Annotated in this window: 23 protein-coding genes; 12 read left to right on the top strand and 11 right to left on the bottom strand. The window is 65.9% G+C overall.

Translation table 11 applies throughout. The features are described 5' to 3' along the window. Window positions 1–61 precede the first annotated feature (61 nt). Window positions 62–976, top strand: a complete 915-nt coding sequence (locus AU187_RS24415; RefSeq protein ID WP_059101599.1) for an MPT63 family protein — start codon at window positions 62–64, stop codon at window positions 974–976. Between the two features lie 36 nt (window positions 977–1,012). On the opposite strand, the gene AU187_RS24410 is transcribed toward AU187_RS24415, so the two are convergent. Genes AU187_RS24410 through AU187_RS24380 form a run of 7 tightly spaced genes read right to left on the bottom strand, consistent with a single transcriptional unit; the run spans window position 1,013 to window position 7,942 of the window. Next, a complete protein-coding gene (locus tag AU187_RS24410; RefSeq protein WP_059101600.1) occupies window positions 1,013–1,816 on the bottom strand; it encodes a hypothetical protein in 804 nt (267 codons plus the stop codon). 44 nt (window positions 1,817–1,860) lie between these two features. Further along, window positions 1,861–3,015, bottom strand: a complete 1,155-nt coding sequence (ltp2, locus tag AU187_RS24405; protein WP_059101601.1) for a 17-hydroxy-3-oxo-4-pregnene-20-carboxyl-CoA lyase — start codon at window positions 3,013–3,015, stop codon at window positions 1,861–1,863. An 11-nt stretch (window positions 3,016–3,026) separates the two neighbouring features. Continuing rightward, window positions 3,027–3,431, bottom strand: coding sequence for a MaoC family dehydratase (locus AU187_RS24400; protein ID WP_059101602.1), 405 nt, complete (start codon window positions 3,429–3,431; stop codon window positions 3,027–3,029). Continuing rightward, on the bottom strand, window positions 3,428–4,408 hold the full coding sequence (locus tag AU187_RS24395; RefSeq protein ID WP_059101833.1) for a bifunctional MaoC family dehydratase N-terminal/OB-fold nucleic acid binding domain-containing protein: 981 nt from the start codon (window positions 4,406–4,408) through the stop codon (window positions 3,428–3,430). The genes AU187_RS24400 and AU187_RS24395 overlap by 4 nt, the downstream gene beginning before the upstream one ends. A 38-nt stretch (window positions 4,409–4,446) precedes the next feature. After that, a complete protein-coding gene (gene fadE29, locus AU187_RS24390) occupies window positions 4,447–5,610 on the bottom strand; it encodes an acyl-CoA dehydrogenase FadE29 (RefSeq protein WP_059101603.1) in 1,164 nt (387 codons plus the stop codon). A 2-nt stretch (window positions 5,611–5,612) separates the two neighbouring features. After that, window positions 5,613–6,638 carry an acyl-CoA dehydrogenase family protein gene (locus tag AU187_RS24385; protein WP_059101604.1) on the bottom strand — a complete coding sequence of 342 codons (1,026 nt, stop codon included), beginning with the start codon at window positions 6,636–6,638 and terminating at the stop codon, window positions 5,613–5,615. 44 nt (window positions 6,639–6,682) lie between these two features. Further along, a complete protein-coding gene (locus tag AU187_RS24380) occupies window positions 6,683–7,942 on the bottom strand; it encodes a cytochrome P450 (RefSeq protein WP_059101605.1) in 1,260 nt (419 codons plus the stop codon). A gap of 121 nt (window positions 7,943–8,063) precedes the next feature. On the opposite strand from AU187_RS24380, the gene AU187_RS24375 reads away from it, so the two are divergent. After that, window positions 8,064–9,227: a steroid 3-ketoacyl-CoA thiolase gene (locus AU187_RS24375; RefSeq protein ID WP_059101606.1), complete on the top strand. Its 1,164-nt coding sequence runs from the start codon at window positions 8,064–8,066 to the stop codon at window positions 9,225–9,227. An 82-nt stretch (window positions 9,228–9,309) separates the two neighbouring features. Here the strand turns inward: AU187_RS24375 and AU187_RS24370 are convergent, their stop codons facing one another. Next, window positions 9,310–9,690: a DUF8021 domain-containing protein gene (locus AU187_RS24370; RefSeq protein ID WP_059101607.1), complete on the bottom strand. Its 381-nt coding sequence runs from the start codon at window positions 9,688–9,690 to the stop codon at window positions 9,310–9,312. Window positions 9,691–9,713: 23 nt separating this feature from the next. On the opposite strand from AU187_RS24370, the gene AU187_RS24365 reads away from it, so the two are divergent. After that, window positions 9,714–10,169, top strand: coding sequence for a nitroreductase family deazaflavin-dependent oxidoreductase (locus AU187_RS24365; RefSeq protein ID WP_059101834.1), 456 nt, complete (start codon window positions 9,714–9,716; stop codon window positions 10,167–10,169). Here the strand turns inward: AU187_RS24365 and AU187_RS24360 are convergent, their stop codons facing one another. Further along, on the bottom strand, window positions 10,170–11,075 hold the full coding sequence (locus tag AU187_RS24360; RefSeq protein WP_059101608.1) for an SDR family oxidoreductase: 906 nt from the start codon (window positions 11,073–11,075) through the stop codon (window positions 10,170–10,172). Window positions 11,076–11,093: 18 nt separating this feature from the next. Next, window positions 11,094–11,867, bottom strand: a complete 774-nt coding sequence (locus AU187_RS24355) for an SDR family oxidoreductase (RefSeq protein WP_059101609.1) — start codon at window positions 11,865–11,867, stop codon at window positions 11,094–11,096. Between the two features lie 67 nt (window positions 11,868–11,934). Between AU187_RS24355 and echA20 the strand changes: the two genes are divergently transcribed. Genes echA20 through ipdC form a run of 4 tightly spaced genes read left to right on the top strand, consistent with a single transcriptional unit; the run spans window position 11,935 to window position 15,369 of the window. Next, window positions 11,935–12,693: a (7aS)-7a-methyl-1,5-dioxo-2,3,5,6,7,7a-hexahydro-1H-indene-carboxyl-CoA hydrolase gene (gene echA20 / locus AU187_RS24350; RefSeq protein ID WP_059101610.1), complete on the top strand. Its 759-nt coding sequence runs from the start codon at window positions 11,935–11,937 to the stop codon at window positions 12,691–12,693. Beyond that, window positions 12,690–13,565 carry a cholesterol ring-cleaving hydrolase subunit IpdA gene (ipdA, locus tag AU187_RS24345; protein WP_059101611.1) on the top strand — a complete coding sequence of 292 codons (876 nt, stop codon included), beginning with the start codon at window positions 12,690–12,692 and terminating at the stop codon, window positions 13,563–13,565. Before echA20 ends, ipdA begins: the two co-directional genes overlap by 4 nt. Then, window positions 13,565–14,311, top strand: a complete 747-nt coding sequence (gene ipdB, locus AU187_RS24340; RefSeq protein ID WP_172800351.1) for a cholesterol ring-cleaving hydrolase subunit IpdB — start codon at window positions 13,565–13,567, stop codon at window positions 14,309–14,311. The genes ipdA and ipdB overlap by 1 nt, the downstream gene beginning before the upstream one ends. Further along, a complete protein-coding gene (gene ipdC, locus AU187_RS24335; RefSeq protein ID WP_059101613.1) occupies window positions 14,308–15,369 on the top strand; it encodes a (3aS,4S,5R,7aS)-5-hydroxy-7a-methyl-1-oxo-octahydro-1H-indene-4-carboxyl-CoA dehydrogenase in 1,062 nt (353 codons plus the stop codon). The genes ipdB and ipdC overlap by 4 nt, the downstream gene beginning before the upstream one ends. A 9-nt stretch (window positions 15,370–15,378) precedes the next feature. Here the strand turns inward: ipdC and AU187_RS24330 are convergent, their stop codons facing one another. After that, entirely contained in the window at window positions 15,379–16,647 is a 1,269-nt protein-coding gene (locus AU187_RS24330; RefSeq protein WP_059101835.1) for a PucR family transcriptional regulator, read from the bottom strand. A 202-nt stretch (window positions 16,648–16,849) separates the two neighbouring features. Here AU187_RS24330 and AU187_RS25610 point away from each other — a divergent pair, with 202 nt between their 5' ends. The 5 genes from AU187_RS25610 (at window position 16,850) to AU187_RS24310 (ending at window position 21,488) form a co-directional block, all read left to right on the top strand. Further along, window positions 16,850–16,999, top strand: coding sequence for a hypothetical protein (locus AU187_RS25610; RefSeq protein WP_156425649.1), 150 nt, complete (start codon window positions 16,850–16,852; stop codon window positions 16,997–16,999). Window positions 17,000–17,119: 120 nt separating this feature from the next. Then, on the top strand, window positions 17,120–17,923 hold the full coding sequence (locus AU187_RS24325) for a lysophospholipid acyltransferase family protein (RefSeq protein WP_059101614.1): 804 nt from the start codon (window positions 17,120–17,122) through the stop codon (window positions 17,921–17,923). 246 nt (window positions 17,924–18,169) lie between these two features. Then, entirely contained in the window at window positions 18,170–19,453 is a 1,284-nt protein-coding gene (locus tag AU187_RS24320) for a cytochrome P450 (protein WP_059101836.1), read from the top strand. Next, window positions 19,450–20,448: a PDR/VanB family oxidoreductase gene (locus AU187_RS24315; RefSeq protein WP_082684059.1), complete on the top strand. Its 999-nt coding sequence runs from the start codon at window positions 19,450–19,452 to the stop codon at window positions 20,446–20,448. The genes AU187_RS24320 and AU187_RS24315 overlap by 4 nt, the downstream gene beginning before the upstream one ends. Next, window positions 20,445–21,488 (top strand): Rieske 2Fe-2S domain-containing protein, encoded by a 1,044-nt coding sequence (locus AU187_RS24310; protein ID WP_059101616.1) that lies wholly within the window; start codon window positions 20,445–20,447, stop codon window positions 21,486–21,488. The genes AU187_RS24315 and AU187_RS24310 overlap by 4 nt, the downstream gene beginning before the upstream one ends. Window positions 21,489–21,522: the final 34 nt, after the last annotated feature.

The raw sequence follows: 21,522 nt of genomic DNA, 5'->3' as shown, positions 1-21,522 counted from the left end.
AGTGACCTGATAGTTTCGTTCGGTGACCATCCCAATTGTCGGACGAGTCAGGAGCAAAATCATGAAGATCACGAAGATCACCAGTGTGTTGGCGGCGGCCGCGACCGCCGGCTTCATCGGGGCACCGCTGGCCTCCGCAGAAGCCGAAGCCACCCAGCGCGGGACCACCGTCCAGACGCAGACACTCGGAAGCCAGGGCAAGCTGGTCGACGGCGCAGTCATCCAGGGCTGGACCATCGACGACCTGAAGCCGAGCAGCGACGTCATCGCATACCCCGTGTCCGGACAGCTGTGGGAAGCCACCGCGACCGACCAGGCGATCCAGGGGTCGGCGACGCCGATCGTGTCGAATCTGAACGCAAGGGCCGCCGACGGTCAGACCTACCGCGCGCTGTTCGGCGCCGCCACCCCGCAGGGGGTGAACCCGGCGACGCTCGCCCAGGGTCAGCAGACGTCCGGCAAGGTCTATTTCGACGTCACCGGCGCCGCCCCCGACAGCGTCGTGTACAACGCCGGTGGTCAGGACCGGCTGGTGTGGACCGAGCCGCCCGCCTCCAGCTCGAGCAGCTCATCGCCGTCGACCTCCTACGACGCGGAAAGCGACCCGGCGACGGCCGCACCCGCCGAGGCTCCTGCCGCTGAGACTCCCGAGGGCACGACCGCCGCTCCCGCCGCTGCCGGCACCGAGGTACCGGAGGGCAGCCAGGGCACCCCGCTCCCTGAGGGCAGCCAGGGCACCCCGATTCCGGTCGGCAGCGAGGGCACCCCGACTGCACCCGAGGGCGCTCCGGTCCCGGCCGCGCAGGACGCTCCGGCTCCGACCGCGCACGGCACGCCCGTTCAGCCCGCCGACGCCGCTCCCGCCCCGGCGGGTACCGAGGGCGTTCCGCAGCCTGCGGGCAGCCAGGGCACGCCGCTGCCCGCCGGTGACCAGGTGCAGACCCCGACCACCTACGTCCCGGCGCCCACTCCCTGACGGGACCATCGGTAGCAAGTCAACCGGTCAGCGTCGTCACGAGTGCGACGACCACCACGCGTACAGCTGTGGGAAGGTCGGGCCGCCCGGCCCCGCTCGGACGGCGCTGACCGTCATCTTGGCCTCGTCGGTCCAGACGACGGTCGGTTGACCGGCCTGCAGACCGCAGAAAAGATTTCCGCTGATCCTGTCCGGAGTCGCGTTGCGCCGCCACGGCCCCGGCGACTGAATGTTGCCCGGGCAGTTGACCCTCGTCGCCGCTGCGACCGCGGCATTGAAGACCGCCTCGAGCGAAGCCTTGTCGCCGACCAGGCTGTAGGTCGCCGACACCGGGCCCCCGGGATCGTCGTTTCGACCGCAATTCACCTGCGCCAACACGCTTTTCGTGGGAGGGACCGTTTCGCATGCATCCGGCCGGTAGCCCTTGGGTAACTGACGTAACAACCGGACGTCGCCTTCGGAGCGGACCGGTTGCTCCGGCGACGGGGACGTCGTCGGCTCTCCGGCGCTCGGCGGTTGCTCACCGCCGCCAGACGGCCGTGACGACCAGAAGACCAAGCCGCCGACGACCGCGACAGCGCCCACTACGGCAGCACCGATGACCAGCGGCTTGAAATTGCGTTGAGGCTTGACCTGGCGCGGGTTGATGGTCAGCGGTGCATCGAACCTCGGCGACCAATTCCGCTGGGCGGCATAGAAGTCCGGGGGCGGCGGCGCGGCGGGTGGCCGGTGGGCCTGCAGCGGACCGGTGTCCGCCTCGTCGGCTTCCGGTTCTCGGACGCCGTCGACCGACGCGTCGCTCTCCTGCGGTCCCGGCTCCGGTGGCGTCGACGAACTCACCCCTCAGAGGGTAGTAGGCCGGCTACGCCCCACCCACCGGATGGTCAGCCCAGAATCAACCCCGACGTCGGCACTCCGGTACCCGCGGTGACGAGCACATGCTCGACGTCCGGTACCGGATTGACCGACGTGCCACGCAACTGTCGAACGCCCTCGGCGATCCCGTTCATGCCGTGTATGTACGCTTCGCCCAACTGACCGCCGTGGGTGTTGATCGGCAACCGTCCGCCGACCTCGATCGCGCCATCTTTGACGAAGTCCTTGGCGTCACCGCGATCGCAGAAGCCGAGTTCCTCCAACTGAATCAGCGTGAACGGGGTGAAGTGGTCGTAAAGTATCGCGGTCTGAATGTCTTGCGGTGTCAGACCCGATTGCGCCCACAGCTGCCTGCCCACCAGACCCATCTCGGGCAGCCCCAGCTCCGGTCGGTAGTAGCTCGTCATCGAGTACTGGTCCGGGCTGGAACCTTGCGAGGCCGCCTCGATGATCGCCGGCCGGTGCTTGAGGTCCTTGGCCCGCTCGGCGGACGTCACCACCAGCGCCACCCCGCCGTCGGTCTCCTGACAGCAGTCCAGCAGCCGCAGCGGTTCGGCGATCCAGCGCGAATTCTGGTGATCCTCAATGGTGATCGGCTTTTCGTAGAAGTACGCCTTCGGATTCTTCGCCGCATGTTTGCGGTCCGCGACCGAGATCATGCCGAAATCTCTGCTCGTCGCACCCGACTGATGCATGTACCGCCTGGCGATCATCGCGACCTGTGCGGCGGGCGTCGACAGCCCATGCGGATAGGAGAACGAGTTGTCGACTCCGGTCGAGTCGGCGTTCTCCACCAACCGCATCTGAACCTGGCCGAACCGCACACCCGAGCGCTCATTGAATGCCCGGTACGCCACAACACATTCCGCGACACCCGTCGCCACCGCGATCGCCGCCTGCTGGATCGTCGCGCAGGCCGCGCCGCCGCCGTGATGGATCTTCGAGAAGAACTTCAGCTCACCGATGCCCGTCGCCCGGGCGATCGCGACCTCGGTGTTGGAATCCATCGTGAACGTGACCATGCCGTCGACATCGGCGGGCGTGAGGCCGGCGTCGTCCAGGGCATCGAGCACCGCCTCCGACGCGAGACGCAGTTCACTGCGGCCGGAGTTCTTGGAGAAGTCGGTGGCGCCGATCCCGACGATCGCCGCCTTGCCGGACAATCCACTCCCACTCACGCCAGGTCCCCGATCGTCAAGGTCGCGGTGGCGATCACATGGTCGCCGAGACTGTTGCTGCCAACGATTTTCAGCGTGATCACCCCATCGTCGATCGCGGTCACCTCACCGGAAAACGTCACCGTGTCGTAGGCGTACCACGGCACACCCAGGCGCAGCGAGATCGACTTGATGATCGCGGTCGGACCCGCCCAGTCCGTGATGTACCGCTGCACCAGGCCGGTGTCGGTGAGGATGTTGACGAAGATGTCCTTCGATCCCTTGGCCTGTGCCTTGTCCCGGTCATGATGGACGTCCTGATAGTCCCGGGTGGCGATCGCGGTCGACACGATGAACGTCGGGTCGCCGTACAGCGCGAGCTCGGGAAGCTTCGTGCCAACCGATATGGAGGGGGCGCTCATCGTTGCGCCTCCTCACCGGGCTCCCACGCATACAGCGTCCACGCGGGACCTGACTCTCCCTCTGGGAAATCGATATACGTTGCGTGAACAGGCATTCCGATCTCCACGGTGGCCGGGTCGACGTTGCGGAGCTGGCCGAGCATCCGTACGCCTTCTTCAAGTTCGACGAGCGCGATCACAAACGGCAGCGTGCGCCCGGGCACCTTCGGCGCGTGGTGCACCACGAAGCTGAACACGGTGCCCTTACCGCTGGCGACGACGTAGTCGGTCGGCTTGTCTTTGTCCTGCCACAGCGCGGGCACTGGCGGATGCACCAATGTGCCGTCGGGGCGCTTCTGGATGCGCAACTCGTGCGCGTTGACGCCGTCCCAGAAGAACTTGGTGTCACGAGACGACGCCGGCCGCATCATCATGTCCGCGTCCAGATCGTCGGGCACCGCCGCGACCCCGCCTTTGTCGGCGTTGTCGGCCGGCCTGAACTTCATGATGCGCCACATCATCTCGGCGACCGGATCCTCGACGTCGTCACCGACCGTCCACGTGATCTTCTGCGTGATGAAGAAGCCCTCGCCGAGCGCAGTGTTCTTCGGCCCGATGACATCAGTCAGTTCCGCAGTGACGCTGACCTCTTCACCCACCTGCAGGTACCGGTGGTAGATCTGCTCGCAGTTGGTCGCGACCACACCGACATAGCCCGCCTCGTCGAACAAGTCGAGGATCTTGCCGAGAGGGTCGTCGTCGGGCCGGACACCGCCGAGGCCCATCATCGTCCACACCTGGATCATCGCCGGAGGCGCAACGGCGCCGGGATGCCCGGCCGCCTTGGCAGCCAGATCGTCGACGTAGATCGGGTTCCGGTCCCCCATCGCGTCGAGCCAGTGGTCGATCATCGGCTGGTTGACCGGATGCCTACCGGCCCGCGGCTTGCTCTTGCCCTCGGCCTTGATCCGTTCGGCGGCCTTCTGTATCTCGGTCACCGCCTGCTCTTCGCGCGAGCGCTCATCGCCGATGGCGCTCACCGCGGCACCCTCGGGACCTTCAGGCCGGCAGCCGCGATCATCTCCCGCATCACCTCGTTGACACCTCCGCCAAACGTGATCACCAGATTTCGTTTCGTCTGGGAGTCCAGCCATTCCAGCAGTTCCGCAGTGTCGGGTTCGGCCGGGTTGCCGTACTTGCCGACGATCTCCTCGGCGAGACGCCCGGCGTACTGGATGCGTTCGGTACCGAAGACCTTGGTGGCGGCCGCATCGGCGACGTCGATGGTTTCGCCTGATGCGGCGACCTGCCAGTTGAGCAGTTCGTTGATCCGCCACATCGCCTTGAGCTCGCCGAGCGAGCGCTTGACGTCGTCGTGGTTGATCGGGATGTCGCCGTTTCCGCCCGGCTTCGACGCCCACTCGTAAATCCGATCGTAGAGGCTCGCGAAACGGCCTGCCGGCCCGAGCATCACGCGTTCGTTGTTCAGCTGCGTGGTGATCAGCTTCCAGCCGCCGTTCTCCTCGCCGACGAGCATGTCGGCAGGCACCCGCACATCGTTGTAATAGGTGGCGTTGGTGTGGTGGGCGCCGTCGGACAGGATCATCGGCGTCCAGGAGTAACCGGGATCCTTCGTATCGACGATCAGGATCGAAATGCCCTTGTGTTTCACCGCCTCCGGGTCGGTTCGGCAGGCCAGCCAGATGTAGTCGGCATCGTGGGCGCCGGTGGTGAACACCTTCTGCCCGTTGATGATGTACTCGTCGCCCTGCCGAACGGCGGTGGTGCGCAGCGACGCCAGGTCGGTGCCCGCCTCCGGCTCGGTGTAACCGATCGCGAAATGGACCTCGCCGGCGAGGATCGCGGGCAGGAACTTCTTCTTCTGCGCTTCGGTCCCGTACTGCTGCAGCGTGGGTCCGACGGTCTGCAGGGTGACCGCCGGCAGCGGGACGTCGGCCCGGTGCGCCTCGTTGACGAAGATCGACTGCTCGATCGGACCGAAACCGAGCCCGCCGAATTCCTTGGGCCAGCCGACACCGAGCTTGCCGTCGCTGCCCATCCGCTTGATGACCGCGCGGTAGGCCTTGCCGTGGCGGTCCTTCTCCATCTCCTTCGCCTCTTCAAGGGAAATGAGATTCGAGAAGTACTCCCGCAGTTCGGCTTTCAGCTGTTTCTGTTCGGGCGTCAGTTCGATGAACATTTTTAGCTCCCGTCGCCTCGCTCGCCCAGTGCGGCTCCCACCGTGTCGAGCCGGTGTGACGGACCCCCCACCAGGCGGGCGAGGTCCTTGATCGAGGAGTAGTAGCGGTCCATGGGATAGGCGATGTCCATACCCATTCCGCCGTGCAGGTGGTGACACAGCTGCATCACCGGCGGCGCTTGGGAGGCCAACCAGTAGCCAAGGACGTCGATGTCATCGTCAGCTTCGCGACCCTCCGAAAGCCGCCAGGTCACCGAGTTGGACACCAAAGTCAGTGTCCGAGAGGCGATGTAGACCTCGGCCAGCTGCGCGGCGACCGTCTGGAAGGTCGACAGCGGCTTGCCGAACTGCTCCCGGTTGGCCACGTAGTCGGCGGTCAGCCGCAGCGCACCCGCAACCAGACCGGATGCGAAGGCACCGATCGCGGCGAGGGCCAACTGGTTGATGCGGCGGGCGTCCGCGCCGTCGAGCACTCCGTCGACCGCCGCATCGGTGAACGTCACCGAGTACTCGTCGCCGTGGTTCGACGTCGGCGTCTTGGTCGCCGTCACACCGTCCGCCGTCGGGGATACCACGGCTACCCCGGTGTCGGCGGTCACGACGAGCCAGTCCGCTTGCTCCGCATAGGGAACCGCGACTTTGATGCCGTTGAGTCTGCCGTTGGCGAACGTCACCGCAGGCCGATCCGGCAGCGGCGCGCCGGGTTCGTTGAGCGCGGCCGAGAGCACGGCGCCTTTCGCCACCCCGGCGAGATAGCGGTCCTGTTGCTCCTCGGTGGCCGCGTCAAGGAGCGGCAGCAATCCGAGGCCCAACGTGGCCAGCGCGGGGCTGATGGTGCCGTGCCTGCCGATCTCGGTGAGCGCCGTGGACACCTCTGGCAGACCCACCCCGTCGCCGCCGAGGCGCTCTGGCACGGCCAGTGCGGTCACGCCGCCGGCGACCAGTGCGTCCCAAGTGTTGTCACGGCCGAGCACCGAGTTCACCACGTCGGCGACAGCCTGCTGCCCTTCGTCTGGACTGAAGTCCACCCGAATCCTCCTTGATACCGGGAAATTTGCCGCGGTGGCTAAACCTACTTCGTGACCGGACACTTACCGGTGTAATCCACCTGCCAGTGCTTGATGCCGTTGAGCCAACCGGACATCAGCCGCTCCGGCTCGCTGATCGGCTTGAGGTCGGGCATGTGGTCGGCGACCGCGTTGAAGATCAGGTTGATGGTCATCTTCGCCAGGTTCGCACCGATGCAGTAGTGGGCGCCGGTGCCGCCGAAGCCGACATGCGGGTTGGGATCGCGCAGGATGTCGAACTTGTGCGGGTCCTCGAACACCTCGTCGTCGAAATTAGCCGAGCGGTAGGACATCACGACCCGCTGGCCCTTCTTGATCTGCACGCCACCCAGCTCGACATCCTCCAGAGCGGTGCGCTGGAACGCCGACACCGGGGTGGCCCAGCGGACGATCTCGTCGGCCGCGGTCTCGGGCCGTTCCCGCTTGTAGAGCTCCCACTGCTCGGGGTTCTGCGAGAACGCGATCATGCCGTGGGTGATCGAGTTGCGGGTGGTCTCGTTGCCGGCGACCGCGAGCATCACCACGAAGAAGCCGAACTCGTCGTCGGAGAGCTTCTCCCCCTCGATGTCGGCCTCGATCAGCTTGGTGACGATGTCTTCGGTCGGGTTCTTGGCCCGCTCCTCGGCCATCTTCATCGCGTACTGGATCAACTCGAACGACGAGACCGCGGGATCGACATCGGCGTACTCCGGGTCTTCACCGGCGGTCATCTCGTTGGACCAGCGGAAGATCTTGTCGCGGTCGTCCTGCGGCACACCGAGCAGCTCGGCGATCGCCTGCAGCGGCAGTTCGCACGAGACCTGTTCGACGAAGTCGCCGGAGCCTTCGGCCGCGGCGGTCTGGGCGATCTTCTGCGCGCGCGCCCGCAGCTCGTCTTCGAGCCGTCCCACGGCGCGCGGCGTGAAGCCGCGCGAGATGATCTTGCGAAGACGGGTGTGCTGAGGCGCGTCCATGTTCAGCAGGACCGCCTTCTGCAGGTCGATCGCGTCACGCGTCATGTCCTGCGGCCACACCGGGATGGCACCGTCCGGCGAACTGCCGAAGACCTCGTTGCGCTTGGACACCTCTTTGACGTCGGCATGCTTGGTCACCAGCCAATAGCCCTTGTCGCCGAAGCCGCCCGTGCCACCGGGCACGTCGACCCAGTGAATCGGCTCGGACTTGCGTAGTTCGGCGAGTTCCTCGACCGGGAGACGCTCGAGGTTCAGGGTCGCGTCGAGGAAGTCGAAGTCAGGGCTGATCGGGCATGAGTTGGGGCCGGGCATAGGAAAGCACTCCTCAATTGCAACGTGTTCTAGTGCCAGTAAAACATGCCTTCTGCGCAGATGAAAGGCACGTAGTCAACGCCGCTTGTCAGAGTAATGAAACGTGTTCTAGCCTGACGGAATGGGTAACCCTGTCATCGTTGAAGCCACCCGCAGCCCGATCGGAAAGCGCAACGGCTGGCTGTCCGGCCTGCACGCCACCGAGTTGCTCGGCGCCACCCAGAAAGCTCTCGTCGAAAAGGCCGGAATCGATGCCGGCGACGTCGAGCAGGTCGTCGGTGGTTGCGTCACACAGTATGGCGAGCAGTCGAACAACATCACCCGGGTGAGCTGGCTGGTGGCCGGCCTGCCCGAACACGTCGGCGCGATGACGGTCGACTGCCAGTGCGGCAGCGGGCAACAGGCCAACGGGCTGATCGCGGGCCTCATCGCGGCGGGAGCCATCGACATCGGCATCGGCTGCGGCATCGAGGCGATGAGCCGTGTCGGGCTGGGCGCCAATGCCGGTCCCGACCGCAGCATCCTGCGGCCGGCCTCGTGGGACATCGACCTGCCCGACCAGTTCACCGCCGCCGAGCGGATCGCCAAGCGCCGCGGGATCACCCGCGAGGAGATCGACCAGTTCGGTTTCGAGTCGCAGCGCAAGGCCAAGCAGGCGTGGGCCGAGGGCCGCTTCGACCGGGAGATCAGCGGCATCGAGGCGCCCGTGCTCGACGAGCAGAAGCAGCCGACCAGCGAACGCCACATCGTCACCCGCGACCAGGGGCTGCGCGACACCACGCTCGAGGGTCTCGCCGGGCTGAAGCCGGTGCTCGAGGGCGGTATCCACACCGCGGGCACGTCTTCACAGATCTCCGACGGCGCCGCCGCGGTGTTGTGGATGGACGAAGACAAAGCGCGCGCACTGGGGTTGAAGCCGCGGGCGCGCATCGTCAGCCAGGCGCTGGTCGGCGCGGAGCCCTACTACCACCTCGACGGGCCGGTGCAGTCGACGGCGAAGGTGCTGGAAAAGGCCGGCATGAAAATGGGTGACATCGACATCGTCGAGATCAACGAGGCGTTCGCCTCGGTGGTGCTGTCCTGGGCGCGGGTGCACGAGCCGGACATGGACCGCGTGAACGTCAACGGCGGCGCGATCGCGCTCGGCCATCCCGTCGGCAGCACCGGCAGCCGGCTGATCACCACCGCGCTGCACGAATTGGAGCGCACCGACAAGAGCACCGCGCTGATCACGATGTGTGCCGGCGGCGCGCTATCCACCGGCACGATCATCGAGCGGATCTAACCGCGCCGCTTTGTCTCACGAGCAGACGCGAAGTGCCCCGAAATCGCCGCGATCAGAGGCATTTTGCGTCTGGTCGCCCCGCCTACTCGCGCCTGACCGTCGGGCTGAAGCGCGCCCGGATGTGGTGAATCCTGCCGTCCGAGGCGGGAATCAAGAACGTCTCGCGCACCGGGGCCACGACTCGGCGGCCGGCGAGCTTCGCCTTGGTGACGACCGTGAACGTTGCGTGCACGTGGTCGCCGTCGACGGTGAACTGGCGGTCCGTCGTCGCTTCGATGATTCGGTACTGCGGTCCCCGATTGAGGCTGCGCCGCAGGTGGTCGCCGGAGAAGCCGGTCTTGACGCCCTGCTCGATGCGCACGCAGTCGGGAGCGAATGGCACATCGTCGGCCCGATGGCTGGCGAGCGCGTCGATGTAGGCGTCGGCCGCCGCAATGCGGTCGGTGTCGGAAACTGTGTCCACCGACCGAGCATAGGATGACCGCCATGCCAAAATCGCGGCCCCGGTTCATGGACACCAAAGCCTCCGACTTCTTCATCAAGTGGATGTCGAAGATCAACACCTTCATGTACCGCCGCAACAACGGCGCGGGGCTCGGCGGCGAGTTCCAGGGCATCCCGGTGGCGCTGCTGACAACCACCGGCCGCAAGACCGGTGAACCGCGGGTGAGCCCGCTGTACTTCCACCGCGACGGCGACAAGGTGATCGTCGCCGCGTCCAAGGGCGGCAGCGACAAGCACCCGATGTGGTACCTGAACCTCAAGGCCAAACCGAAAGTCAAGGTGCAGATCAAAAGCGAGGTGCTCGACCTCACCGCGCGCGACGCCACCGAGGAGGAACGCGCGCGGTACTGGCCGCGGCTCGTGGAGATGTATCCGACCTACGAGGACTACCAGTCCTGGACCGACCGCCGGATCCCGTTGGTGGTCTGCGAGCCCTGATCAGGCGCCGTAGACGGGAACCGGCGTGCGCGCCTTGCCGAGCAGGTCGGCGACGACGGGCCCCAATTCGGCGGGATCCCACCGGGCGCCCTTGTCCAATTGCGGGCCGTGCGCCCAGCCCTCTGCGATCCGGATGATGCCGCCCTCGACCTCGAACATGCGGCCGGTGACGTCCTTCGACTCGACGCTGCCCAGCCAGACCACCAGCGGGGAGATGTTCTCCGGGGCCATCGCGTCGAAGTCCTGGTCCTGAGTGGCCATCATCTCGGCGAACACGGTCTCGGTCATCCGGGTTCGGGCCGAGGGCGCGATCGCGTTGACGGTGACGCCGTACCGGCCCATCTCGGCGGACGCGACCAGCGTCAGCGCCGCGATCCCCGCCTTGGCCGCACTGTAATTCGCTTGTCCCACACTGCCTTGCAGGCCGGCGCCCGAACTCGTATTGATGATCCGGGCGTCGACTGGATTGCCGGCTTTGGACTGTGCGCGCCAATACGCCGCGGCGTGCCGCATGGTGGCGAAGTGCCCCTTGAGGTGCACGGCGATGACGGCGTCGAACTCCTCTTCGCTGGTGTTGGCGAACATCCGGTCACGAACGATGCCTGCGTTGTTGACAAGGACGTCGAGCCCGCCGAACGTGTCGACAGCCGCCTGGATGAGGCCCTCGGCTTGAGCCCAGTCCGCGACATTGGCACCGTTGGCGACGGCTTCCCCTCCGGCCGCGGTGATCTCGTCGACGACGCTCTGCGCGGCGCTACCGCCCCCGGCGGGCGACCCGTCCAGGCCGACGCCGATGTCGTTGACCACCACGCGGGCGCCCTCGGCGGCGAACGCCAGCGCATGCGCGCGTCCGATGCCGCCACCCGATCCCGTCACGATGACCACACGGCCGTCGAGCAATCCCATATCTGTTGTCTCCCTTGGTTATTTGATGTCAGCAGTGGTGGTTGCCAGGTAATGGGGCGGCTCGCCGCCACCGTGGACTTCGAGCGATGCGCCGCTGATGTAGGAGGCCGCGTCGGAGGCCAGGAATGCGGCGGCCCACCCCACGTCGGCCGGTTCAGCGAGTCGGCCGAGGGGGACGTTGCGTGAGATCGCCGCGATCGAATCCGCGTCGCCGTAGAACAATTCGGACTGCTCGGTCTCGACCATGCCGACCACCACCGAGTTCACCCGGACCTTCGGTGCCCACTCGACGGCGAGGGTGGCGGTGATGCTTTCCATACCGGCTTTGGCCGCGCCATAGGGTGCGGTTCCCGGCGTGGGTCGGCGGCCACTGACGCTGGCGACGTTGACGATCGACCCGCCGTGCTCCTGCTTTTGCATCACCGCGTTCGCGTGCGTGGAGACCGACAACGGGCCCAGGAGGTTCAGTTCGACGATCTTCCTGCTGAACTTCGCCGATGCTTCGGCGGCGAGCACATAGGGCGACCCGCCCGCGTTGTTCACCACCACATCGAGGCGACCGTGCCGGTCGACGATGGTCTGGATCAGCGCGCCCACCGCGTCGTCGTCACGCACATCGCACGGGTGGAACTCGTAGGGCAGGCCCTCGACCGGTCGGCGGGCACAGGTCACCACGCGGGCACCCTGGTCGGCGAACACCGCACTGATCCCGGCGCCGACGCCGCGCACCCCGCCGGTCACCAGGACCACCCTGTCCTTGAGTCCGAGCTTTATGTCTTGCAGGTCGGTCACTGTGCTAGCGTACCAAGCAAGTGCTTGCTTTCCTACGCCGTCCCCCAGGAAGTAGTCGGGAGTTTCGATGACAATCGCTCATTCCATCACCGAACCGGGCATCGTCTCGGTCACCGTCGACTACCCCCCGGTCAATGCGATCCCCTCGCGCGGATGGTTCGAACTGGCCGACGCGATCACCGCAGCGGGGCGGGACCAGAGCACCCACGTCGTGATCCTGCGCGCCGAGGGTCGGGGTTTCAACGCCGGTGTCGACATCAAGGAGATGCAGAACACCGAAGGCTTCACCGCGCTGATCGACGCCAACCGCGGCTGCTATGAAGCGTTTCGCGCGGTCTACGAGTGCGCGGTGCCCGTCGTCGCCGCGGTGAACGGCTTCTGCGTCGGCGGCGGTATCGGCCTGGTCGGCAACGCGGACGTCATCGTCGCCTCCGACGACGCCACGTTCGGGCTGCCCGAGGTCGAACGCGGCGCGCTCGGCGCGGCCACCCACCTGTCGCGATTGGTGCCCCAGCACATGATGCGGCGACTGTTCTTCACCGCCGCCACCGTGGACGCGGCAACGCTGCACCACTTCGGTTCTGTGCATGAGGTGGTACCGCGCGCCGAACTCGACGAGGCCGCGTTGCGCGTCGCCCGAGACATCGCCGCCAAGGACACCCGGGTCATCCGTGCGGCCAAGGAGGCGCTGAACTTCATCGACGTGCAGCGGGTGAACTCGAGCTACCGCATGGAACAGGGCTTCACATTCGAGTTGAACCTCGCGGGGGTCTCCGACGAGCACCGCGATGCATTTGCCGGCACGTCCAAGGGGGAAAAGGCGTGACAGACAAGAGAACTACGGTCGACGACGCGGTCTCTTCGATTCGTAGCGGCATGACCATCGGCCTCGGCGGGTGGGGTTCGCGCCGCAAGCCGATGGCGTTCGTGCGGGCGCTGCTGCGTACCGACGTCACCGACCTGACCGTTGTCGCCTACGGCGGACCCGACCTCGGGCTGCTGTGCTCGGCGGGCAAGGTCAAGCGCGTCTACTACGGCTTCGTGTCGCTGGACTCGCCACCGTTCTACGACCCGTGGTTCGCCAAGGCCCGCACCAGCGGTGCGATCGAGGCGCGCGAGATGGACGAGGGCATGCTGCGGTGTGGCCTGCAGGCGGCGGCACAGCGGCTGCCGTTCCTGCCGATCCGAGCCGGGCTCGGCAGCGATGTGCGCGCGTTCTGGGGTGACGAGTTGAAAACCGTGACGTCGCCATACCCGACCGGTGACGCTTACGAAGAACTCATCGCGATGCCCGCGCTGGCCCTGGATGCCGCATTTGTGCACATGAATCTCGGTGACGCACAAGGTAATGCGGCCTACACCGGTATCGACCCCTACTTCGACGACCTGTACCTGATGGCCGCCGAGCGCCGGTTCCTGTCGGTCGAGCGCGTGGTCGCGACCGAGGAGCTGGTCAAGGCCGTGCCGCCGCAGGCGCTGCTGATCAACCGGATGATGGTCGACGCCGTCGTCGAGGCCCCCAACGGCGCGCACTTCACTACCGCCGAACCGGATTACCGCCGCGACGAGAAGTTCCAGCGGCACTACGCCGAGGCCGCGGGTTCCGACGAGTCGTGGCAGCAATTCGTCCAGACCTATCTGTCGGGTACCGAGGCCGATTACCAAGCGGCCGTGCGCAAGTTTGGAGAGAGCAAGTGATGTCGGTATCCCGTGCCGAAGTGTGCGCCGTCGCGTGCGCCGAACTCTTCCGCGACGCCGGCGAGATCATGGTCAGCCCGATGACGACCATGGTGTCGATCGGCGCCCGGTTGGCCCGCTTGACCTTCTCCCCCGACATCCTGCTGACCGACGGTGAGGCGCGCCTGCTCGCCGACACACCCGCCCTCGGCGCCGCAGGCGCGATCGAGGGGTGGATGCCCTTCGGCCGGGTCTTCGAGACGCTGGCGTGGGGTCGACGGCATGTGGTGATGGGCGCCAACCAGATTGACCGCTACGGTAATCAGAATCTCTCGGCGTTCGGACCGCTGCAGCAGCCGACTCGCCAGATGTTCGGGGTGCGCGGTGCGCCCGGCAACACCATCAACCACGCGACCAGCTACTGGGTCGGCAACCACTCGAAACGGGTGTTCGGCGACTCCGTCGACGTGGTTTCGGGCATCGGCTGGGACAAGGTCGATCCGGGCAACCCGGCCTACCGGTTCGTCAACGTCCACCGGGTGGTGACCAATCTCGGCGTGTTCGACTTCAACGGCCCCGAGCATCAGATGCGGGCGGTCTCGCTGCACCCCGGGGTTCAGGCCGAGCAGGTCGCCGAGAACACCTCGTTCGAGGTTCACGGACTGGGATCGGCGGAGGAGACTCGACTGCCCACCGAGAGCGAGCAGAAGCTGATCCGCGAAGTAATCGACCCGAAAGGTCTGCGGGACAAGGAAATACGGTCATGAGTAAGTTGCGCACACCGTTGACCGAGCTGGTCGGCATCGACCATCCGGTGGTCCAGACCGGCATGGGCTGGGTGGCGGGTGCGCGGCTGGTCTCGGCGACTTCCAATGCCGGCGGTCTGGGGATCCTGGCGTCGGCGACCATGACGCTGGAGGAACTGCAGACCGCGGTCACCAAGGTGAAGAGCGCGACCGACAAGCCGTTCGGCATCAACATCCGCGCGGACGCGGGCGACGCCGGCGAGCGCATCGACCTGCTGATCCGCGAGGGCGTCAAGGTCGCCTCGTTCGCGTTGGCGCCCAAGCCCGACCTGATCGCCAAGCTCAAAGAGGCCGGGGTCGTGGTGATTCCGTCGGTGGGCCTGGCCAAGCACGCCAAGAAAGTGGCGGGCTGGGGCGCCGACGCGGTGATCGTGCAGGGCGGCGAGGGTGGCGGCCACACCGGTCCGATCGCGACGACGCTGTTGCTGCCGTCGGTACTGGATGCGGTCGATATTCCCGTTGTGGCGGCCGGTGGCTTCTTCGACGGCCGCGGCCTTGCGGCGGCGTTGTCGTATGGCGCCGCGGGCGTCGCGATGGGCACCCGGTTCCTGTTGACGTCGGATTCGACGGTGCCGGACGCGGTCAAGCGGCGATACCTCGATTCGGGGCTGGACGGCACCGTCGTCTCGACCCGCGTCGACGGAATGCCGCACCGGGTGTTGCGCACCGGGCTGGTGGAAAAGCTCGAGAGCGGATCGCGACTGCGCGGGTTCTCCGCGGCGGTACGCAACGCCCAGAAGTTCAAGAAGATGTCGGGCATGACGTGGCGGTCGATGATCCGCGACGGCCTCGAGATGCGGCACGGCAAGGAGTTGACGTGGTCACAGGTCGTGATGGCGGCCAATACCCCGATGCTGTTGAAGGCCGGCCTGGTCGAGGGCAACACCGACGCGGGCGTACTCGCTTCTGGGCAGGTCGCGGGGATGTTGGACGATCTGCCGTCGTGTGCCGAGCTGATCGAGTCGATCGTGGCAGATGCGGTCAAGCAGCTGCAGGCGGCGGCCGCGTTGATCGACTGAGCCGCGGTCTCACCTCAGCACCGCAGCGCCGAACCAGTGGCTCAACAGCAAGGCGACCTCGACGTCCGATCGGTCGTCGGCTATCGGCTTACCGCGGCGCTCGATGGCGCGCTGGACGCGATACTTCACCGAGTTGAAATGCAGATGCAGTTCCTCGGCAGCAGTGGTGTAGCTGGACCCGGTCCGCATGTAGACCAGCAGCGTTTCCCGAAGCCGCTCATCACTTTCCGTGGGAGATGCCAGCGGGCCGAGGATGTCGCCGATCCACGCCGACGCTGCGTCGAGGTCGTTACCCAGCAGAGCCGCCACCGAAAGGCCCGGATCACTCGCCAGGGTGACGCGGCGTGAACCCGCACCGGCCGTGATTGCGACCCTGCGCGCATCTTGCGCCTGTTGATGTGAACGTCGGAAACCGTCGATACCCGGCAAGGGGTTCCCTGCTGCGATGCATGGGCCGCTGGTGTCGCCCGCCAGCTCTCGTAGACGCATCGGCGCCTTGACAGCCGCCTCCTGCGACAGTGACATCCAACCCCACCCGGTGACGCGATCCACCGCGATGAACAACGAATTGTCCTGAGCACCTACAGATTCGGCGACTGATCGGAAGGACGGTTCCAACGCCGCCGGTTCGGCGCCGTCATCGGACTCAGCACACCAGACGACGACGGCGAGGTGGATTCTCCTGAGCGAGTATCGGATCGCAGTAGTCATCGCGTCGACGTCGACATTGCCGCCGGCGAGTATCTCGCGGACCCGCGCGGTGCGCAGGCTGTTTCGGTTCTCCAGCCAACGCTCACGCTCTTCCTGGTAGGTGGCGATGACCCGCTGCGAGATCCAGTCGATGTATTCGAATGACGTCGCCGCCATTCGTTCGAAGACATCCAGGCTCAGGCGGGGGTCCAGGTCGGCGGCGCGAATCTCGTTGAGCACCGCCTCCAGCGCAGCCCGGTGACCCAGCCGGTAGGCACGCACGAGCGCGTCGGCGGAAATCTCGCGCTGGGACAACCGCCGGGCGTACTCGAGCGCCGCCGTCGGCGGCTCGACCTGAGTAACCGGAATTCCGTGCCGGATCGCCGCAAAGAATGTGTCGACGTTTCCCGAGACGGTCTCCCGCAGCAACTGGGTGAGTTGTGGGTCGCCCCCGAGCTCGGCGATCTCGGTGACCAGCAGTTGCTGGATCCGCCCGGTCACCTCGTCGAGCTTCGCGGACAGCCGGCCGACGATGAGGGCCGCATTCTTTCCGACAACTGCGTCGTCATCGGGTGGGGGATCCGCCATGAATAGACGGTAGTTCGGCGACGATGCGGCGGAGGGCGTTTGTCGGTAACAGACGAAGCCCTGCCAACACTTGGTCGGTTTTCGACGTTCACCGCAGAAGTCGGTCTCCGTAACGTTCACGACGAACGGAACGCCGGCGATCCAGCAAACAGTCGGCACCAAATCCCACATCGATTCCGCCCTGCGGAGAAATGAGCGAACCATGTCCTACCTCGCGCCCATCGTGATCTTCCTGTTGGTGCTTCTGCCGCTGTTGCTCCCGGCCTCGATCAGCGGGTTCCACGCCATTGCCGACGTCCGGCGGAAGCGTCGCGATCCTCGGCCCCGCCGCCTCGTCACCGAGTTCGCGTGATCGCGGAAGCTCCCGACATCCCACGAGGACGGACATCCGACCATGACATCGTCAACCCAACCCAGCACCGCAACCCTGCGGACCGTCAAAGCCCCACCGCGAACCGCATCCCAGTCCGCCATGGCTCCTGCGCGCAAGCCCAACGAGAAGTTCATGCGATACGTGCAGAATCCCGTCTGGAACTTCTTGTGCGACCATTACTTTCGCCTTGAGATCGACGGCTGGCACCGGATCCCCGACGAGCCGTCACTGCTGGTCGGTATTCACTCCGGCGGTTCGCTGACCATGGACGCGTGGACCTTGGTGCACTCGTTCTATCGGCACTTCGAGGGGCGCCGTGCCCTGCACGGCACCGCCCACGACGTGCTGATGTCCGCACCGCTGTTGGGCGACTACTTCAAGGCCGTCGGGGTGATCCGCGCATCGCGCGACGGCGTCACATCCGCGTTGGCGGCGGGCCACGACGTGATCGTCTGGCCCGGCGGCGAGCAGGACGCGATGCGCAACTGGCGACATCGCGACAAGGCAGTTCTGGCCGGACGCAAGGGCTTTGTACGCCAGGCCATTCGGTCGGGGGTGCCGATCGTTCCGGTGGCGACCGTCGGCGGCCACGACACCGTGTTCGTGCTCTCCGAGGGACGGTTCATCGCACGCTGGACGGGACTGGGCAAGCGCCTGCGCGGCGCGACCGCACCGATCATCGCGGGGTTCCCGTTTCCGCTCGCCGTCGAGATTCTGCCCACGCATCTGCCGCTGCCCGCGAAGATCCGGACGGAGTTGCTCGACCCGATACGAGTCGACCCGGACCCGGCACGCGCCGACGACACCGAATACGTCGACGCGATCTACGACGAGGTCGAACGTGCGATCCAGGCCGGCATGGATCGGCTGGCCAAGCGACGCAGCTTCCCGGTGCTGGGGTGAGCAAGCGATGGCCAGCCACGAGATCGGCGCCAAACCGAAAACAATTGCGGTAGACCAATTTTGGCGTGAAAAAGACCTACCGAAGGGTGGGCTTCGACGTTCGTCAGTTTACCCGCATCGATGCTGCCAAACCACCGAGACGGCGCATTCAGAGGCGCACACTGGCTATCGCGCAAACCGATCAGCCCGCATAATCCCGCCTGCGTAAATAAATCAGCCACTAGGTCAGCTAGCAAAGGAGTGACGATGACAATCGCGGATGTAACGAAGGTTGATTTGGACAGCGTCGACCTCGCCGATCCGGCGGTCTGGGACGACGGCGTGCCCTACGAACTGTTCAAGCGGATGCAGCGCGAGGCACCAGTGCATTTCAGTCCGCAGAACAATGCGCCGGGCGAAGGCGGCTTCTGGTCGATCACCCGCTTCGACGACGTCCGCGCCGTCAGCAGGGACCACAGAACCTTCTCGTCCGAGAAACGCGGCATCTTCCATCTCAACGACATCGCCGAAGGTGTTCCGCTGGACCTTCAGCGGCTGCAGCTGATCTCGATGGACCCGCCGCGCCACGACCGGCTCAAGGCGCTGGTCATCAAGGAATTCACCCCGGAGAAGATCGCCGAGCACGACGAGGACGTCAAGCAGATCATCAGCGATGTCCTCGACAGCGTCGCCGACAAAGAGCGGTTCGACTTGGTGGCCGACGTGGCGCGGCCCATCCCCGCGCGGGTGATCGGCTCGCTGCTCGGCACACCACCCGAAGACGACCAGAAGCTGGTGCATTGGACGAACGTCTTCACCGCGTTCGAGGACCCCGTCATCCGGGAGCAATGGAGTGACGCCGGCGCCGTCGTCGCCGAGATCATCGAGTACGTCAACCATCAGCTCGCGGAGCGCACCGACAGCGTGTCGGGCAACCTGGTCAACACCATGCTCACGGCCGAGGTGGAGGGCCAGAAGCTCACCGAGCTCGAGATCGCCACGTTCTTCGTGTTGCTGATGTCCGCGGGCAACGACTCCACCCGCGCCACCTACAGCGCCACGATGCTGGAGATACTGCGTAACCCCCAGCTTCGCGACCAGCTCCGCGAGAATCCGGACCTGATCGACGCCGCAGTCGAAGAAGGGCTGCGCTGCTATCCCGCGTTCGCCTTCATGGCCCGCGCGGCAACCAAAGACACCGAGCTGCATGGCAAGACGATCAAAGAGGGTGACCGTCTGTTGCTCTGGTACATCGCTTCGAACCGCGACGAGAGCGTCTTCGAGAATCCGGGCGAGTTCGACATCACCCGCGAGGGTCTCGCCGACAAGCATCAGGCCTTCGGTGGTCGCGGCAAGCACTTCTGCCTGGGCGCCAACCTCGCGCGTCTCGAGCTCAAGCTGTGGATCCAGCAGACCTTGGAACGCTTCCCGGATCTCGAATTGGACGGTGAGCCGACCCGGGTGCGAGCCCTGTTCCTCAACCAGTACAACTCGATTCCTGTGCGGAGGTCAGCGATGAGCGGCTTGCGCGAAGAGCAGAGGACATCGTGACGACGACCGAGACGGCCCGCGCCAGACCGGCCTACCGTGAGGTCGAAATCGATGTCGAGGTTCGTCGCCGTGAAGTAGCGGCCGACGGTGTCGTGACCCTGACGCTCGCCGACCCCAGCGGCGCGGACCTGCCGGACTGGGCGCCGGGCTCGCACATCGACCTGATCATGACGCCGTCGCTGGTGCGGCAGTACTCGCTGTGCGGCGATACGGCGAATCGCTCGGAGTGGCAGGTCGGCGTGCTGCTCGACCCGAACAGCCGTGGCGGGTCCCAATTCGTCCACGACAAGCTCCACGAGGGCAGCACGGTACGGGTTCGCGGCCCGCGCAACCACTTTCCGTTGGTGAGCGCCCCACGCTACCTGTTCATCGCGGGCGGGATCGGGGTCACGCCGTTGCTGCCGATGATCGGAGCGGCCGAAGCTACCGGCGCAGACTGGCGCCTGCTGTACGGCGGTCGGGAGCGATCGACGATGGCTTTCGTCGATGAGCTGGAACGCCACGGGCCGCGCGTCAGCATATGCGCTCGGGATGTTCAGGACGGACCGAACTTCAGGGCCAGCCTCGCGACGGCGCTGTCCGAGCCAGGCCAGGACACGCTCGTCTACTGCTGTGGGCCCGAGGGGTTGCTCGCCGCGGTCGAGGAGGCCTGTAACACCTGGCCCGAGAACAGCCTGCACATCGAACGTTTCTCGGCCAAGGCGGTGGAGGAACCGGCCGACGCGCTGGCGTCATTCGAAGTGGAGTGCCAGCGCTCGGGCGTGACTTTGACTGTGACGCAGGACAAATCGATCTACGAAGCATGCGACGAAGCCGGCGTCGACGTGCTGGGCTCCTGCATGGAAGGCGTGTGCGGGACCTGCGAATGCGACATGATCGAGGGCGAGGGCGATCACCGCGACTCCGTGCTCAACGACGCCGAGAAAGCAGCCAACGAAACGATCATGATCTGCGTTTCGCGCGCCCGTTCGGAGAGGTTGGTGCTGGACCTATGAGACCGAACTACCCATTCAATTGCTGGTATGTCGCCGCGACGAGCGACGAGGTCGGCCAGGATCTGTTCTCCCGCCGCCTGCTTGGCGTTCACGTCATGCTGTACCGCCTGGGCTCCGGTGGCGTCGTAGCCATGGAAGACCGATGCGCGCACCGAGCCTATCCGCTTTCGCTCGGCTGGCGAGACGGCGACCGGGTGGTCAGCGGCTACCACGGCATGGTCTACGAACCCGACGGCCGGCTGGTCCATGTCCCGTCCCAGGAGAACGTCCCGCCGGGTGTGCGGGTGCGGACCTACCCGGTCTACGAGGAGTCGCCCTTCATCTGGGTCTGGCTCGGCGATCCCGGAGCGGCCACACTGCGCCCACCGCCGCGGGTGCCGTGGTACGCCGACGGAACGGGTTGGGAAAGTACCACCGAGGTGCTGCGCGTAGAGGCCAACTACCTACTGCTACAGGAGCATTACCTCGACCTGACGGACGTGTTCGTGATGCACCCGGAGGCCGTTCCTCCGGATATCGAGAGGCTGCCCCAACTCGACGAGGTCGAGGTCTCCGAGCGGTCGGTCGCCTACTCCCGATCGTTGCCATCCAGCCGGATGGCGGCATGGGAGGCCGAGATCACCGGTCTCCCGGCGGCCACGACCGGAGCACGACACGAGGAGGGGATATTCGTCTCGCCCGCCCTCCATGTGCAGCGGTACGCCATCGAGCCAGAGGGAGACCGGTCCTACGACCTATTGCGGATTCAGGGATTCACTCCTGAATCCCCTGGCATCACCCACGTCTTCCTGCGGATGGCCCGCAACTTTGCCACCGACGACGGCAAAGTCGGCGAGTTCCTGCGGACGATGTTCCACGACTGGGCGATGCGGGATGCCGGTGTGCTCGAGACGATTCAGCGTCGGCTCGACGAGGACATCTATCCTCGTCGCGACATCAACGTGAAAGCCGACCGCGCCGCGATTCGGGCGCGCCGCATCGCCATGGAGATGGTCGACGAGGAGTCCGGCCGCTTCCTGCTGCACGGGTTGATGTCATGACTGCGCTACGTCGTGGGGACCGACAAGAGAATGC

The sequence above is a fragment of the Mycobacterium sp. IS-1556 genome (assembly GCF_001499985.1).
Classification (GTDB): Bacteria; Actinomycetota; Actinomycetes; order Mycobacteriales; family Mycobacteriaceae; genus Mycobacterium.
The sequence above is the reverse complement of the archived record's forward strand: the minus strand, read 5'-3'. Positions and strand labels throughout refer to the sequence as shown.

What these genes read in the sequence shown, in the direction of transcription:
- AU187_RS24415 (WP_059101599.1), top strand. Translation starts at nt 62, where the DNA reads ATGAAGATCACGAAGATCACCAGTGTGTTGGCGGCGGCCGCGACCGCC.
- AU187_RS24400 (WP_059101602.1), bottom strand. Translation starts at nt 3,431, where the DNA reads ATGAGCGCCCCCTCCATATCGGTTGGCACGAAGCTTCCCGAGCTCGCG.
- fadE29 (WP_059101603.1), bottom strand. Translation starts at nt 5,610, where the DNA reads ATGTTCATCGAACTGACGCCCGAACAGAAACAGCTGAAAGCCGAACTG.
- AU187_RS24380 (WP_059101605.1), bottom strand. Translation starts at nt 7,942, where the DNA reads ATGCCCGGCCCCAACTCATGCCCGATCAGCCCTGACTTCGACTTCCTC.
- AU187_RS24375 (WP_059101606.1), top strand. Translation starts at nt 8,064, where the DNA reads ATGGGTAACCCTGTCATCGTTGAAGCCACCCGCAGCCCGATCGGAAAG.
- AU187_RS24365 (WP_059101834.1), top strand. Translation starts at nt 9,714, where the DNA reads ATGCCAAAATCGCGGCCCCGGTTCATGGACACCAAAGCCTCCGACTTC.
- AU187_RS24360 (WP_059101608.1), bottom strand. Translation starts at nt 11,075, where the DNA reads ATGGGATTGCTCGACGGCCGTGTGGTCATCGTGACGGGATCGGGTGGC.
- echA20 (WP_059101610.1), top strand. Translation starts at nt 11,935, where the DNA reads ATGACAATCGCTCATTCCATCACCGAACCGGGCATCGTCTCGGTCACC.
- ipdB (WP_172800351.1), top strand. Translation starts at nt 13,565, where the DNA reads ATGTCGGTATCCCGTGCCGAAGTGTGCGCCGTCGCGTGCGCCGAACTC.
- ipdC (WP_059101613.1), top strand. Translation starts at nt 14,308, where the DNA reads ATGAGTAAGTTGCGCACACCGTTGACCGAGCTGGTCGGCATCGACCAT.
- AU187_RS24330 (WP_059101835.1), bottom strand. Translation starts at nt 16,647, where the DNA reads ATGGCGGATCCCCCACCCGATGACGACGCAGTTGTCGGAAAGAATGCG.
- AU187_RS25610 (WP_156425649.1), top strand. Translation starts at nt 16,850, where the DNA reads ATGTCCTACCTCGCGCCCATCGTGATCTTCCTGTTGGTGCTTCTGCCG.
- AU187_RS24325 (WP_059101614.1), top strand. Translation starts at nt 17,120, where the DNA reads ATGGCTCCTGCGCGCAAGCCCAACGAGAAGTTCATGCGATACGTGCAG.
- AU187_RS24320 (WP_059101836.1), top strand. Translation starts at nt 18,170, where the DNA reads ATGACAATCGCGGATGTAACGAAGGTTGATTTGGACAGCGTCGACCTC.
- AU187_RS24310 (WP_059101616.1), top strand. Translation starts at nt 20,445, where the DNA reads ATGAGACCGAACTACCCATTCAATTGCTGGTATGTCGCCGCGACGAGC.